Origin of the sequence: Pseudomonas sp. RIT623, assembly GCF_004519305.1 — a bacterium.
Lineage (GTDB): Bacteria > Pseudomonadota > Gammaproteobacteria > Pseudomonadales > Pseudomonadaceae > Aquipseudomonas.
In genome coordinates this window covers 72,201-86,003 of the sequence record NZ_SOZA01000005.1, presented here as the reverse complement: position 1 = coordinate 86,003, position 13,803 = coordinate 72,201, and the positions used below count along the sequence as shown (strand labels likewise).

Annotated in this window: 17 protein-coding genes and 1 tRNA gene; 11 read left to right on the top strand and 7 right to left on the bottom strand. The window is 66.0% G+C overall.

Annotation, left to right across the window (positions count from 1 at the left end):
* Positions 1–48: 48 nt before the first annotated feature.
* The gene (locus E3U47_RS05615) at positions 49–612 is read left to right on the top strand and encodes a GNAT family N-acetyltransferase (protein WP_134690010.1); all 564 of its coding nucleotides are present in this window, start codon (positions 49–51) and stop codon (positions 610–612) included.
* A 52-nt stretch (positions 613–664) separates the two neighbouring features.
* On the top strand, positions 665–1,204 hold the full coding sequence (locus E3U47_RS05610; protein ID WP_134690009.1) for a hypothetical protein: 540 nt from the start codon (positions 665–667) through the stop codon (positions 1,202–1,204).
* A gap of 34 nt (positions 1,205–1,238) precedes the next feature.
* Here E3U47_RS05610 and E3U47_RS05605 read toward each other — a convergent pair whose 3' ends face one another.
* Positions 1,239–1,706, bottom strand: coding sequence for a DMT family transporter (locus E3U47_RS05605; RefSeq protein ID WP_134690008.1), 468 nt, complete (start codon positions 1,704–1,706; stop codon positions 1,239–1,241).
* A 91-nt stretch (positions 1,707–1,797) separates the two neighbouring features.
* On the opposite strand from E3U47_RS05605, the gene E3U47_RS05600 reads away from it, so the two are divergent.
* A complete protein-coding gene (locus E3U47_RS05600; protein WP_134690007.1) occupies positions 1,798–2,718 on the top strand; it encodes a LysR family transcriptional regulator in 921 nt (306 codons plus the stop codon).
* Between the two features lie 33 nt (positions 2,719–2,751).
* Positions 2,752–3,138, top strand: a complete 387-nt coding sequence (locus E3U47_RS05595) for a lysozyme inhibitor LprI family protein (RefSeq protein WP_134690006.1) — start codon at positions 2,752–2,754, stop codon at positions 3,136–3,138.
* 3 nt (positions 3,139–3,141) lie between these two features.
* On the opposite strand, the gene mnmH is transcribed toward E3U47_RS05595, so the two are convergent.
* The gene (mnmH, locus tag E3U47_RS05590; RefSeq protein ID WP_134690005.1) at positions 3,142–4,254 is read right to left on the bottom strand and encodes a tRNA 2-selenouridine(34) synthase MnmH; all 1,113 of its coding nucleotides are present in this window, start codon (positions 4,252–4,254) and stop codon (positions 3,142–3,144) included.
* The gene (gene selD, locus E3U47_RS05585) at positions 4,254–5,288 is read right to left on the bottom strand and encodes a selenide, water dikinase SelD (RefSeq protein ID WP_134690004.1); all 1,035 of its coding nucleotides are present in this window, start codon (positions 5,286–5,288) and stop codon (positions 4,254–4,256) included. Before selD ends, mnmH begins: the two co-directional genes overlap by 1 nt.
* A 124-nt stretch (positions 5,289–5,412) precedes the next feature.
* Between selD and E3U47_RS05580 the strand changes: the two genes are divergently transcribed.
* Genes E3U47_RS05580 through phnE form a run of 4 tightly spaced genes read left to right on the top strand, consistent with a single transcriptional unit; the run spans position 5,413 to position 8,643 of the window.
* On the top strand, positions 5,413–6,267 hold the full coding sequence (locus E3U47_RS05580; RefSeq protein WP_134690003.1) for a putative selenate ABC transporter substrate-binding protein: 855 nt from the start codon (positions 5,413–5,415) through the stop codon (positions 6,265–6,267).
* Positions 6,264–7,058 carry a phosphonate ABC transporter ATP-binding protein gene (locus E3U47_RS05575; protein ID WP_134690002.1) on the top strand — a complete coding sequence of 265 codons (795 nt, stop codon included), beginning with the start codon at positions 6,264–6,266 and terminating at the stop codon, positions 7,056–7,058. The genes E3U47_RS05580 and E3U47_RS05575 overlap by 4 nt, the downstream gene beginning before the upstream one ends.
* A complete protein-coding gene (locus tag E3U47_RS05570; protein WP_134690001.1) occupies positions 7,052–7,879 on the top strand; it encodes an ABC transporter permease in 828 nt (275 codons plus the stop codon). Before E3U47_RS05575 ends, E3U47_RS05570 begins: the two co-directional genes overlap by 7 nt.
* The gene (gene phnE, locus E3U47_RS05565; RefSeq protein ID WP_134690000.1) at positions 7,876–8,643 is read left to right on the top strand and encodes a phosphonate ABC transporter, permease protein PhnE; all 768 of its coding nucleotides are present in this window, start codon (positions 7,876–7,878) and stop codon (positions 8,641–8,643) included. The genes E3U47_RS05570 and phnE overlap by 4 nt, the downstream gene beginning before the upstream one ends.
* A gap of 202 nt (positions 8,644–8,845) precedes the next feature.
* On the opposite strand, the gene E3U47_RS05560 is transcribed toward phnE, so the two are convergent.
* The 4 genes from E3U47_RS05560 to E3U47_RS05545 form a co-directional block, all read right to left on the bottom strand.
* Positions 8,846–9,742: a bestrophin family protein gene (locus E3U47_RS05560; protein WP_134689999.1), complete on the bottom strand. Its 897-nt coding sequence runs from the start codon at positions 9,740–9,742 to the stop codon at positions 8,846–8,848.
* A 157-nt stretch (positions 9,743–9,899) separates the two neighbouring features.
* On the bottom strand, positions 9,900–10,382 hold the full coding sequence (locus E3U47_RS05555; protein WP_134689998.1) for a GNAT family N-acetyltransferase: 483 nt from the start codon (positions 10,380–10,382) through the stop codon (positions 9,900–9,902).
* 70 nt (positions 10,383–10,452) lie between these two features.
* Positions 10,453–10,911 carry a hypothetical protein gene (locus E3U47_RS05550; protein ID WP_134689997.1) on the bottom strand — a complete coding sequence of 153 codons (459 nt, stop codon included), beginning with the start codon at positions 10,909–10,911 and terminating at the stop codon, positions 10,453–10,455.
* A 99-nt stretch (positions 10,912–11,010) separates the two neighbouring features.
* Positions 11,011–11,095, bottom strand: a tRNA-Leu gene (locus tag E3U47_RS05545).
* A gap of 108 nt (positions 11,096–11,203) precedes the next feature.
* On the opposite strand from E3U47_RS05545, the gene queA reads away from it, so the two are divergent.
* From queA to yajC, 3 genes are read left to right on the top strand one after another with little or no spacing between them, the layout of a single operon-like run.
* Entirely contained in the window at positions 11,204–12,253 is a 1,050-nt protein-coding gene (gene queA / locus E3U47_RS05540) for a tRNA preQ1(34) S-adenosylmethionine ribosyltransferase-isomerase QueA (RefSeq protein ID WP_134689996.1), read from the top strand.
* A 14-nt stretch (positions 12,254–12,267) separates the two neighbouring features.
* The gene (gene tgt, locus E3U47_RS05535; protein ID WP_023629281.1) at positions 12,268–13,383 is read left to right on the top strand and encodes a tRNA guanosine(34) transglycosylase Tgt; all 1,116 of its coding nucleotides are present in this window, start codon (positions 12,268–12,270) and stop codon (positions 13,381–13,383) included.
* 43 nt (positions 13,384–13,426) lie between these two features.
* Positions 13,427–13,762: a preprotein translocase subunit YajC gene (gene yajC, locus E3U47_RS05530; protein WP_110735801.1), complete on the top strand. Its 336-nt coding sequence runs from the start codon at positions 13,427–13,429 to the stop codon at positions 13,760–13,762.
* Positions 13,763–13,803 lie beyond the last annotated feature (41 nt).

The window sequence follows — 13,803 nt, the reverse complement described above, 5'->3', positions numbered from 1 at the left end:
GCACTGTCGTTAGACTGTCATCTCCCGCAATCGGACAGGAGTCCCGGTGTGCCCGACCCCCGCAGTTTCCCCAGCGACCTGTGCCTCGATAGCCCACGCCTGCAACTGCGCCCCATGCGCCATGGCGACGCGCAGCAGTGGCTGACCATCATGGCCGACCCCGAGGTCATGCGTTACTGGTACCACGCCCCCTGGCAGACCCTGGCCGAGGCCGAAAGCGCCCTGGCCGCCGACCGTGAAGCCTACGCCGCCGGCCAGTTGCTCAAGCTGGGCATGTACCGCCGCGACAACGGCGAACTGATCGGCATGGTCCAGCTGTTCAACCTCGAGGAGGGCTCGCGCCGTGGCGAGATCGGCTACTGCCTGGCCAAGTCGGCTCAGGGCCGTGGCTACATGGACGAAGCCCTGACCTGCTTCATCGACTACCTCGCGCACACCTTGCACCTGCGCCGTCTGGAGGCGGAAATCGACCCGCGCAACCAGGGGTCGGCACGTACCCTGGAACGCCAGGGGTTTGTCCTCGAAGGCACCTTGCGCGCTCGCTGGTGCGTGGCCGGCGAGTTGTCTGACTCGGGGCTTTACGGCCTGCTGCTCGAACCGCCTGTCGCCTGACGCCCGGGTGCGCTATGGTCGGCGTTCGATATTGGATTGACGGAGTTCGCGGTTGCCTGCCTTCTATTTGACCTGCAGCCTGGTGCTGTACCTGCTAAGCCTGGCCTTCGATGGCGCGCTGAGCGGCGCCGGGCGGCACATCCCAGCGTTGCAGATGCTGCTCTATGGCCCTTGGGGTATCGCCTTCGGCTTGTACCAATGGTTCGCCAATCCACTGCTGGCGCTGGCGATCCTGGCCCATCGGCGCTTTCGCCGGCTGGCGCTGGGCTGTGGCCTGGCGGCGCTGTACCTGGCGGCCAGCAGCTTCACCATCGAGCGATTGCCCGACAATCAAAGCTACGGTTTCCAGGATCTTACCGGTTTCGGCACAGGGTTCTACCTGTGGTTGCTGGCGATGCTGGTGTTCTGCGCAGGGCAGGCCTGGTGGTGCTGGAGGGCGCGCTCGGCCGCTGACATGCCGGGCTGGCGCTGGCTCGACGTGGCCCTGATCGCGGCCCTGGGCGTCACGCTGTATGCCGCTACGCAAATGCCCTCGCTGCGCTTCGAGCCGCACAAGGTGATCGTGCCGCCGGAGCAGCCGCAGACCTTGTGAGGGTGCCCCGCGATAGGGTTGCCACCTCAGGCGCTCAACGCACCGTGCCCCACTGCACCACGATCATGCCGATCACGATCATCCCCACTCCTGCCAGTCTCAACAGGTTTACCGGGCGCTCCGGCAGGCCCATGAGGCCGAACTGGTCGATCAGCAGCGACGACAGCACCTGCCCTGCCACCACGCAGACGATGAACCCCGCCGCCCCCAGGCGCGGCGTCAGCACCAGCGCGGCAGTGATGTAGAGTACCCCGGCGACCCCGCCGAACCAGGCCCACCAGGGCGCATGGGCCAGTTGCTGCACCTGCGGCACAGGCGCGCGCAGCAGCAGCAGGGCCGGCACCAACATCAGCAGGCTGACCAGCAACGACACCCCGGCGGCCCACAAGGGATGGCCGAGCAGGCGCCCGAGCGCGGCGTTGCTGCCGGCCTGAAACGGCACGGCGGCCCCGGCGAGCAGGGCGATGAGCAAGGGGAGGGCGGCTAAGAGGCTGGCGGGCATGGTGTCTACTCCTGATCAAAACAGTGGCTTTAGTCTCAGTCATGCATTTCAATGATGGAAATTCGAATTTTGCACAGGCTGTATTCGTACCATGGATGATTTACGCCGTATCGACCTCAACCTGCTGCTCACCCTGCACGCGCTGCTCAGCGAGCAACATGTCTCCCGCGCGGCGCTGCGCCTGCACCGTAGCCAGCCGGCGGTCAGCCATGCGCTGGCGCAATTGCGCGAACTGTTCGCCGACCCGCTGCTGGTGCGCCGCGGCGGCCGATTGCAGCTCAGCGCCCGCGCCGAGGCCCTGCGCGAGCCCTTGCAGCAGGCCTTGCAGCAGCTCGATGGCCTGCTTGGCAGCCCCGGATTCGAGCCTGGCAAGGCTCGGCGTACCTTTCGCCTGGCAATGTCGGACTATGGCGCGCGGGTGGTGCTGCCGGCGTTGATGCGCCTGTTGCGCCGCGAAGCGCCGGGCATCGATGTGCTGGTGGCCCAGGGCAGTCGCGAGGCGATGCTCGGGCAGTTGATCGATGGCGAGGCGGACCTGGCGCTGGGGGTGTTTCCGGAGCTGCCGGAGGAGATGGCCCAGCAGGTGCTGTTCGAGGAATCCTTCGTCTGCCTGGCCGATCGCGCCAGCCTGCCGGCGCGCGGCGGGCTGGACTTGCCCCAGTGGTTGGCCCGGCCCCATGTGCTGGTGGCGGTGCGGGCGGGTATCGACAACGAGATCGACCTGGCCCTTGGCGCCTTGGGCGAGCGTCGCCGTATCGCCCTGACCCTGCCCCACTGGGGCGTGGCCCAGGGCGTGATCGCCGGCACCGACCTGGTCCTCACCGTCGCCCGCCGCAGCCTCGCCGGCGCGCGCCTGGACCCGGCCTTGCGCCAGTTCTCGCCGCCCTTGGCCATTGCACCTTTCGCCTTCACCCAGGCCTGGCATCCGCGGCGCGAGGGCGATGCCGGGCACCGCTGGTTGCGCGCGCAGATCGCCGCCTTGTGTGTGAATGAAAGCGCGACAGGGTGCTAGGCTGTGCCGCGATCACCCGATAAAGGAATGCCCATGTTCAAGCACTATCTGCTCGGCGCCAGTGCCTTGCTGGCGATGGCCTGCGCCCAGGCCGACGACTATTCGTCCACCTACACCCAGTGCATGGACAAGGCCTCCAGCACCTTGGCCATGGGCGCCTGCATCCAGGCCGAGACCAAGCTGCAGGATGACCGTCTGAACCGGGTGTACAAGCAACTGATGGCCAAGCTCGACAGCCAGCAGCAGAAGGACCTGCGCGAGGTGCAGCGCACCTGGATGAAGTACCGCGACGGCAATTGCGCGTTCCATGGCAAGCTGAGCAACGGCAGCATCTATCGCATCGAAGGGGCGATGTGCGAGATGGACATGAGCAAGGACCGCGCCGCGGAGCTGGAACGAATCCTCAGCCCGGGGCAGTGACCGTCAAGCGCTGCGCTGTTGGCGCCTGGCCCGGGCCTTGAGGTACTCGCGCACCTCCACGCCATCCCCGGCGAACTCGATGCGGCTCGACTTGGCCTCGCGCTGGTAGGCATACATCGGGTCGTAGTATTCCTTGAGCAGCCCTTCGATCCAGCCGCGGTGCAGGTTCACATCGCCACTGCGCAGTTGCTCGTCCAGGGCCTGCCCCAGCAGCTCGGACAAGCGCTGGAAACGCTCGCCGCCGAGGCGCTTGTGGATATTGGCCATGCTCTGGCGCATGCGCTCGGCGAACAGCCCGCGGCCTTCTTCCTCGCCGTGCACCGCGACGAACTCGGCGCACAGGTTGATCACGTAGTCGCGCAGGATGCGCTCCACGCGGTTGGCAAAGCTGTCTTCCAGCCATACCAGCGGGTACTGCTGCATGCCCTGGTACAGCTCCAGCGGCACCGAGCAGCTGCCGACGATTCGCCCTTCGTCCTCGAGCACGAACTGCTCGATGCCACGGTGGCGCTTTTTCAGCACATCGATGGCCAGGGCGTTCTCGAAGTCGATCTGCGCCGGCTGCGCCGTGGCGCGCTTGCCGAAGCTGGAGCCGCGGTGGTTGGCGTGGCCTTCGAGGTCGAGCACGTTGTCCAGCTGGTGCAGCACGTCGGTCTTGCCAGTGCCGGTGAGCCCGCCGACCAGCACGAAGTCGCACTGCTCGACCGCCTGCTGGGTGGTTTCCAGCAGCAGGGTGCGCATGGCCTTGTAGCCGCCGACGACTTTCGGGTACTGGATGCCGGCTTCCTTGAGCCAACCCTGGACGATCTGCGAGCGCAGGCCGCCACGGAAACAGTACAGGTAGCCGTCGGGGTGGGCCTGGGCGAAGGCCGCCCAGGCGTCCAGGCGTTGCTGCTTGAGCGCGCCGTTGACCAGTTGGTGGCCCAGGGCGATGGCGGCGGCCTGGCCTTGCTGCTTGTAGCAGGTACCAACCTTCTGCCGCTCCTGGTCGGTCATCAGCGGCAGGTTGACCACGCCGGGAAAGGCGCCCTTGGCGAACTCGACGGGGGCGCGCATATCCATCAGCGGCACGTCGTCGAGGAACAGCTGTTTCAGCTCGGTGCAGTCGGGGCGCATCAGATCACCTCGACCGCGTGGCTCTGTCGCTCGACCAGCGCGCCGATTGGCGCCAGGTCCAGGCCCAGCTCCCGGGCCACGGCAAGGAATTCGGCCTCGCCCTCGGGGGTGACCGCCACCAGCAGGCCGCCGCTGGTTTGCGGATCGCATAGCAGGTGCTTCTGATCGTCGCTGAGCGCGCCGATCTTATGCCCGTAGCTGTCGTAGTTGCGCAGGGTGCCGCCGGGGATGCAGCCTTCGGCCAGGTAGTAGTCGACGCTGGGCAGGCGCGGCACCGCGTCGAACTGCAAGCGCGCGGTCAGGCCGCTGCCTTCGGCGACCTCGACCAGGTGGCCGAGCAGGCCGAAGCCGGTGACGTCGGTCATCGCCTGCACGCCAGCGAGCTTGCCGAAGCGGCTGCCCGGGGTGTTGAGGGTGCACATCCAGTCGCGGGCCAGGCCTTGGTCCTGCTCGCGCAGCTTGGCTTTCTTCTCGGCGGTGGTGAGGATGCCGATGCCCAGTGGCTTGGTCAGGTACAGCTTGCAGCCGACGCTGGCGGTGTCGTTGCGCTTGAGGTGGCGCTTGCTGACCACGCCGGTGACGGCCAGGCCGAAGATCGGTTCGGGGGCGTCGATGGAGTGGCCGCCGGCCAGCGGGATGCCGGCCTCGGCGCACACCGCGCGGCCACCACGGATCACTTCGCGGGCCACCTCAGGTGGCAGTACGTTGACCGGCCAGCCGAGGATGGCGATGGCCATCAGCGGGTCGCCGCCCATGGCGTAGATGTCGCTGATGGCATTGGTGGCGGCGATGCGCCCGAAGTCGTACGGGTCGTCGACGATGGGCATGAAGAAGTCGGTGGTCGAGACCACGCCGCGCTCGTCGTCCAGGGCATAGACCGCGGCGTCGTCGCGCGAGGCGTTGCCGACCCAGAGTTTCGGGTCCAGCGCCTGCGTGCCGCTCTCGGCGAGGATCACATCCAGCACCTTGGGGGAGATCTTGCAGCCACAGCCGGCGCCGTGGCTGTACTGGGTCAGACGAATCGGCTCGCTCATACGCACCTCGGGATTTTCGTGATGGGCGATTGTAGCAAAGCTGGCCTTTGCGCCTGCGCCTCTTATAATTCCACTGCGTCGGCGTTTTGCCGCACCTTCCCCGCTATTGAACCGGAGAACCCCCATGTTCAAACGCCCCCTGGCACTCGCTGCCGGCCTCGCGCTGTCCTGCTGCGCCGTTTTCGCCCAGGCTGCCGACGTACTGCGCGTCAGCGCCATCCCCGACGAAGCACCGACCGAACTGCTGCGCAAGTTCAAGCCGCTGGGTGAATACCTCGAGCAGCAACTGGGCATGAAGGTGCAGTTCGTGCCGGTGAGCGACTATCCGGCAGTGGTCGAGTCGCTGGCCAGCAACCGCCTGGACATGGCTTGGCTGGGTGGTTTCACCTTCGTCCAGGTGCACCTGAAGGACCCGACCGCGACCCCGCTGGTGCAGCGTGAGCAGGACGCCCAGTTCACCTCCAAGTTCATCACCGCCAACCCCGAGGTGAAGAGCCTGGCCGACCTGAAGGGCAAGACCTTCGCCTTCGGCTCGATCTCGTCCACCTCCGGCAGCCTGATGCCGCGCTACTTCATGTTGAAGCAAGACAACATCAAGCCCGAGGGTTACTTCAGCCGCGTCGCCTACTCCGGGGCCCACGACGCCACCGTGGCCTGGGTTGCCGCAGGCAAGGTCGACGCCGGCGTGCTCAACGCCAGCGTGTGGCAGAAGCTGGTCGATGCCGGCAAGGTCGACACCAGCAAGGTCAAGGTGTTCGCCACCACGCCGACCTACTTCGACTACAACTGGACCGTGCGCGGCAACATGGACCCGGCGCTCAAGGCCAAGATCAAGCAGGCCTTCCTCGCCCTGGACCCGGCCAAGCCCGCCGACAAGGCGATCCTCGACCTGCAGGCGGCCAGCCGCTTCATCGAGACCCAGCCGGAGAACTACCAGGGCACCGAGCAAGCCGCGCGTGAGGCCGGCCTGCTCAAGTGACTATTCGTCTGCAAGGGGCCAGCCTGCGCCACGGCCAGGTCCAGGCCCTGAATACAGTGGATCTGCGTATCGACCAGGGTGAGCGGGTGGCGATCATCGGCCCGTCCGGGGCCGGCAAGTCGAGCCTGCTGCACCTGATGGCCACCGCCGTGCAACCCAGCGCCGGGCAACTGACGTTGCTCGACGCCCAGCCTTGGGCGTTGTCGGCGCGCGCCCGCCAGCGACTGCGGGCACGGGTGGCACTGGTGCACCAGGCGCCGCCCTTGCCGCCGCGCCAGCGGGTAGTGACCGCGGTGCTGGCCGGGCGCCTGGGGCAGTGGAGCACCCTGCGCGGGTTGCTCAACCTGCTGCACCCAGGCGATGTGCCGGGCGCGCGCCAGGCCCTGGCCGAACTGGGGTTGGCGGACAAGCTGTTCGTCCAGTGCGGGCAGTTGTCCGGCGGCCAGTTGCAGCGGGTCGGCATCGCCCGGGCGTTGTACCAGCGCCCGCAGGTGCTGCTGGCCGACGAGCCGGTCTCGGCGATGGACCCGGTGCTGGCCGACCACAGCCTGGCGCTGCTCAACCGTCATGCCCAGGCCCATGGCGTGACCCTGGTCGCCAGCCTGCACGCGGTGGAGTTGGCGCTGGCGCACTTCCCGCGGGTCGTCGGTATCCGCGAAGGGCAGGTGGCCTTCGACTGCCCGGCCGAGGCAGTGACCGAAAGCCTGCTGGATGCGCTGTATGCCAACGAGCAGTTGGCGTCGCCGGTCACCGCCGGGGCGACCCTGACGGTGCAGATCCCACGATGCTGAACGCCGCTGTCCGCGACCCTGCGGCGCTACCTCGCCTGTTGTTGACCTTGCTGTGCCTGGCGCTGCTGTGGCCCGGATTGCAGTTGAGCGAACTGAACCCCGGCGTGCTGTTGCAGGCGGAAAACCGGCAACAGATGGCCAGCTTCGTCAGTGGCTTCTGGCCGCCGGCTCACGATCACGACTTCCTTGGCCTGCTGTGGCAAGCCACCTTGCAGACCCTGGCCGTGGCCACTGCCGGCATGGCCCTGGCCTTGCTGCTGGCGGTGCCGGCGAGCCTGTTGGCCAGTCGCGCCCTGTCGTTGCGCGCAGCCTCCCGCGGCGGGCGCCCGGGGTTCTGGTCGCGCACCTTGCGCCTGCCGGTGCGCGGCCTGCTGGTGTTCCTGCGCAGCGTGCCGGAGATCGTCTGGGCGCTGCTGTTCGTCCGCGCCGTGGGCCTTGGCCCGACCGCCGGGGTGCTGGCCATCGCCATCACCTACAGCGGCATGCTCGGCAAGGTCTATGCGGAAATCTTCGAGTCGGTCGACCAGCGCCCGGCCCATGCCTTGTTGCAGGCCGGCAGCGGCCGCTTGGCTGCTTTCTGCTATGGCATCCTGCCCAATGCCGCGGCCGAGGTGGTGTCGTACACCGTCTACCGCTGGGAGTGCGCGGTGCGCGCCTCGGTGGTGATGGGCTTCGTCGGTGCTGGCGGCCTGGGCCAGCAGATCGATTTGTCGATGCGCATGTTCGCCGGCGACCAGGTGGCGAGCATGCTGCTGGCGTTCCTGGTGCTGGTGGTGCTGGCCGACCTGCTCAGCCGTTTTCTGCGCGGGAGGCTGGCATGAGCCGGTCAATCAACCTGTTGGTGCTGCTGGGCATCGTCGCGGCGCTGGTGGCGTCGTTCGCCTACCTGGAGCTGGACCTGCACGCGCTGGTCGGCGAGGGCGGGCTGGGGCAGATGGCGGAGTACGCCGGGCGCTTCCTGCAGCCGGACCTGTCGCTCGAGCACTTGCGCGCCGTGGCCCGTGGGGCGCTGGAGACCCTGGCGATGTCCGGGCTCGGCACCTTGCTGGCGATGCTGCTCGGCATGTTGCTGGCGCTGCCGGCGGCAGGGCGATTTGGTTGGCCGCTGCAAGGCGCGGCGCGTTTGCTGCTCAATGCGCTGCGGGCGATTCCCGAGCTGGTGTGGGCGGCGCTGACCGTGCTCGCCGCAGGGCTGGGGCCCAACGCCGGCACGCTGGCGCTGGCACTGCATACCGCCGGCGTGCTCGGCCGCCTGTTCGCCGAGGCCCTGGAAAACGCCCCGCCTGAGCCGGCGGCGGCAATTCGCCTGCAGGGCGGCAGCCAGGTGGCGGCGTTCTGTTTCGGCACCTTGCCCAACCTTTGGCCGCAACTGCTGGCCTACAGCCTGTACCGCTGGGAGAACAACATCCGCATGGCCAGCGTGCTTGGTTTCGTCGGAGCGGGCGGTCTGGGGCAGATGCTCTACACCACCCTGAGCCTGTTCCAGGAAGCCCAGGCCAGCACGGTGATCATTGCCATGCTGGTGTTGGTGTTGCTGGTGGATGCGTTCAGCGATGTGCTGCGCCAGCGGTATGTGAGGGCCTAGACAGGCGCTATCCCTGCAGGAGCCGGCCTTGCCGGCAAACACCGGCAGCGCCGGTGCCATCCACCGCGTTGCCGGGTTCGCCAGCAAGGCTGGCTCCTACACGCCGCAACCTCCGCCCCCCCCCCGTAGGAGCCGGCCTTGCCGGCGAACACCGGCAGCGCCGGTGCCATCCACCGCGCCGCCGGATTCGCCAGCAAGCTGGCTACGGCATGGCGTTCGCCGCAGACACCTGCTCCCCACGCTGCATCGACTCCAGGTTGCGCTCGATGGTCTCGCAGATGCTATCCATCGGGATCTGGTGCTCGCTGGCGCGAAACGGGCTTTGCAGGTCGGTGCCGATGCGCTCGATCGCCAGCAGCATGAAGCCCACCACCGTCGACGCCAACGGGGTGAACCAGCCCAGCGACTCCACCAGCCCCACCGGCACGATCAGGCAGAACAAGGTGATGAACAGCCGCGGAAAGTACACGTAGGGGTAGGGCAGCGGTGTATTGGCGATGCGTTCCATGCCGCCCTGGGCATTGGACAGATCCACCAGCGTCGACTCCAGTCGCGCCAGGCGAATGCTGTCCAGGCGCCCAGCCTGGTACTCCTGGGCCAGTAACGCCGCCGAGCCTGCGAGAATATCGTTGGCGAAGTTGTTCGAACGGTTGCGCCGCTCGAACTCGGCGAGCGGGATGAACGCCATCAGTTCGTCCGGACACTTGTCGCCCTTCAGGTGCGCCGCCAGGCAGTTCACATAGGCGATATGCCGGCGCAGCAAGGTCGCCTTCACCGGGTTCGGCCCATCGTCCGGGTCGTCCATCAGCGTCAGCACTTGGCGGGCAAAGCTGCGCGAGCCGTTCACCAGCGCGCCCCACAAGGTGCGGGCTTCCCACCAGCGGTTGTAGGCGCTGCTGTTGCGAAAGCTCACCAGCACCACCAGCGCCGAGCCCAGCAAGGTCAGCGGGATCAGCGGCAGGCTGAACTTGCTGTTGAAGAACAGCATGAAGTCGATGGTGACCAGCACGTCCCAGATCAGCAGCCAGAACAGCGACCAGCCGATGTAGCCAAAGGTCTTGACCACCAGGCGGTACTTGCGGGCGAGGAGGGTTTTCACGTGGGGGAACCTCGAAACGATGGATGCAGGTTCCGACGCCGGCGGCGGGGTAAGGTTCGGTGTGTTTCGTCGTGTAGGAGCCAGCCTTGCTGGCGAACCAACGCCACGCGCAAATCGGCGGTGGTGCTGTTCGCCAGCAAGGCTGGCTCCTGCCGGGTCATGGGTTGCACATCTGCTTCATCCGCACCAGCGCCACCCGGTTGCCATCGGGCGCTCGGCGTTGTTCGATCGCGAACGGGACGAAACCCAGTTGTGGATAAAGCAGCAAGCCTGCGGTGTTGTGGTTGAAGCACGACACCCACAGCTCCCGCGCGGCGAACTGTTCGCGGGCCAGGGCGAGCATGCTTTGCACCAGGTAGCGCGCCACCCCCTTGCCCCGTGCGGCCGGTGCCACCACGACGTTGCCCAGCGCGCAGACGCCGCCGTGTTCGGCCTGGTAGAAATTGGCGAAGCCAACGAGCACGCCATCGGCCTCGATCACCGTCGAGCCGCTGCGCTGGGCGATGGCGTCGCTCAATTGTTCGGGCGTCAGGGGGTAGGTGGCCTTGGGGAACATGTAGAACAGTTCGTCCGGGCCCTGTGGGAAGCAGCAAAGGGCGGGGATATCGGCATGCGTGACGGGGCGGTGGCTGAGTTGCATGGGGAAGTCCGTGCTCGAGTGAGCGGCCAGCATACGCCATGGCCTCGCCGTTGAACGTCCTATGTCTGCCTCACCCCAGGCAATAGATGAGGGTAGAGCAGATGATCGTCTGATTGACCACCAGCCCAGCCGTCACCCAGGCTGCGGCCAGCACAACGGCGACGATAGGCCTTGCCTGCCGCGTGAAGCACAGCGCCAGGCAGGCGCCGATCGGTGCTCCAGGCAAGCTGAACAGATAGGCGAACCAAGCCATCACATCGCCTCGTCCACTGGTGAAGAACCAGAGATAGAACAGCCCGAGGTACAGCGCCATGGTCAGTGCGGCGCCGCCGATTACCGGGCTTGGCGCTCGTAGTATCAGCAAAACGAACAGGATGGCGGCCTGCGGCCCCCAGATGTCGACAACATTCGCCCAGAAAAACTCGCCGAAGGGGGCGATGCAGGTGGTTACTGCCATGCCCCCGAGCAAGCCGGGCAGAACGGTCCAAAGACGTGTTCGCATTCCTGTGTTCGATTGCTGTGCTGGCATACCCTGGACTTCCTGTCGTGGTGGTGGTGAAGGTGGCTGGCTTTCAGGTGTTTTTCAGGCACAAAAAAACCGACCATAAGGTCGGTTTTTTCTGGATCTTGGTGCCCCGAGGGAGACTCGAACTCCCACTCCTTTCGAAAACGGATTTTGAATCCGCCGCGTCTACCAATTCCGCCATCAGGGCTTGTGGCGCCGCAGTATAGAGAGGTCGCTCAAGGCGGTCAATCGGCTTTCATGGTCAATTTTCATGCATTGGGCTAAACTTCCCGGCCCTGTCGAACCGAACATCATCATGCGCGTCGCCGATTTCTCCTTCGAACTTCCAGACTCCCTCATCGCCCGCCACCCCCTGGCCGAGCGTCACGGCAGCCGCCTGCTCGTGCTCGATGGCCCCAGCGGTGAGTTGGCCCACAAGCAGTTCACCGACCTGCTCGACTACCTGCGCCCCGGCGACCTGATGGTGTTCAACAACACCCGAGTGATCCCGGCGCGGCTGTTCGGCCAGAAAGCCTCCGGCGGCAAGCTGGAAGTGCTGGTCGAGCGCGTGCTCGACAGCCACCGCGTGCTGGCCCATGTGCGCGCCAGCAAGGCGCCCAAGGCTGGCGCGGTGATTCTCATCGATGGCGGCGGCGAGGCCGAGATGGTCGCGCGCCACGAGACCTTGTTCGAGCTGCGCTTCAACGAAGAAGTGCTGCCGCTGCTCGAGCGCGTCGGGCACATGCCGCTGCCGCCCTACATCGACCGCCCCGACGAGGGCGCTGATCGCGAGCGCTACCAGACCGTCTACGCCGAGCGCGCCGGCGCGGTGGCGGCGCCCACCGCCGGCCTGCACTTCGACGAAGACCTGCTGGCGAAGATCGCCGCCAAGGGTGTCGAGCGGGCCTTCGTCACCCTGCACGTGGGCGCGGGCACCTTCCAGCCGGTGCGGGTCGACAAGATCGAAGACCACACCATGCATAAAGAGTGGCTCGAAGTGAGCCAGGATGTGGTCGACGCCGTGCAGGCCTGCCGCGCCCGTGGCGGGCGAGTGGTCGCGGTGGGCACCACCAGCGTGCGCTCGCTGGAAAGCGCGGCGCGCGACGGCGAGCTCAAGGCCTTCAGCGGTGATACCGATATCTTCATCTTCCCGGGCCGGCCGTTCCATGTGGTCGATTGCCTGGTCACCAATTTCCACCTGCCGGAGTCCACGCTGCTGATGCTGGTCTCGGCCTTCGCCGGTTACCCCGAGACCATGGCTGCCTACGCGGCGGCGGTCGAAAACGGTTACCGCTTCTTCAGTTACGGTGATGCCATGTTCATCACCCGCAATCCGGCGCCACGCGGCCCAGAGGATCAAGCATGAGTCGCACCTGTCGAATGTCGTTCGAACTGCTGGCCACCGACGGCAAGGCCCGTCGCGGCCGGCTGACCTTCCCCCGTGGCACCGTCGAGACCCCGGCCTTCATGCCGGTGGGCACCTACGGCACGGTCAAGGGCATGCTGCCGCGCGATATCGAGGCCATCGGCGCCGAGATCATCCTCGGCAACACCTTCCACCTGTGGCTGCGTCCGGGCACCGAGGTCATCAAGAAACACAACGGCCTGCACGACTTCATGCAATGGAAAGGCCCTATCCTCACTGATTCCGGTGGTTTCCAGGTGTTCAGCCTGGGCGCCATGCGCAAGATCAAGGAGGAAGGCGTGACCTTCGCATCGCCAGTGGACGGTTCCAAGGTGTTCATGGGGCCGGAAGAGTCCATGCAGGTCCAGCGCGACCTGGGCTCGGACATCGTGATGATCTTCGACGAGTGCACGCCGTACCCGGCCGAGCACGACGTGGCGCGCACCTCGATGGAGCTGTCGCTGCGCTGGGCCCAGCGCTCGAAGAACGCCCACGGCGACAACACCGCGGCGCTGTTCGGCATCGTCCAGGGCGGCATGTACCAGGACCTGCGCATGCGCTCGCTGGAAGCGCTGGTCAACATCGACTTCGACGGCCTGGCCATCGGCGGCCTGTCGGTGGGCGAGCCCAAGCACGAGATGATCAAGGTGCTGGACTACCTGCCGGCGCAAATGCCCGCTGACAAACCTCGTTACCTTATGGGGGTAGGCAAGCCGGAGGATCTTGTAGAGGGTGTGCGCCGCGGCGTCGACATGTTCGACTGCGTGATGCCTACCCGCAATGCGCGCAACGGCCACCTGTTCGTCGATACAGGGGTGATCAAGATCCGCAACGCGTTCCATCGTCACGATGAATCGCCGCTGGATCCGACCTGCGATTGCTATACCTGCACCAACTTCTCCCGCGCTTATCTGCACCACTTGGACAAGTGCGGCGAAATGCTGAGCAGCATGCTGAATACCATCCACAACTTGCGCCATTACCAGCGCTTGATGGCCGGTTTACGCGAAGCTATCCAACAAGGTAAATTGGCCGCCTTTGTCGACGCCTTCTATGCCAAGCGCGGGCTGCCTGTGCCGCCCTTGGACTGACTGTTCGCATCCATTATTAGAAAATTTGCATTAGGAGTGCCCAATGAGCTTCTTGATTCCCGCCGCCTACGCGGACGCAGCAGCCCCCGCCGCCGGCCCAGCCGGTACCGGCTTCGAGTGGATTTTCCTGGTCGGTTTCCTGGTCATCTTCTACCTGATGATCTGGCGCCCGCAGGCCAAGCGTGCCAAAGAGCAGAAAAACCTGCTGAGCAACCTGCAAAAAGGTGACGAAGTGGTTACCAATGGCGGCATCGCCGGCAAGATCGTCAAGGTTGCCGACGACTTCGTGGTCCTGGAAGTGTCCGACAACGTCGAACTGAAGTTCCAGAAGGGCGCCATTGCCGCGACCCTGCCAAAAGGTACGCTCAAGGCTATCTGAGTTACCGGTTTCATTTTTCCAGTCGGGGCGCGCAAAGCGCC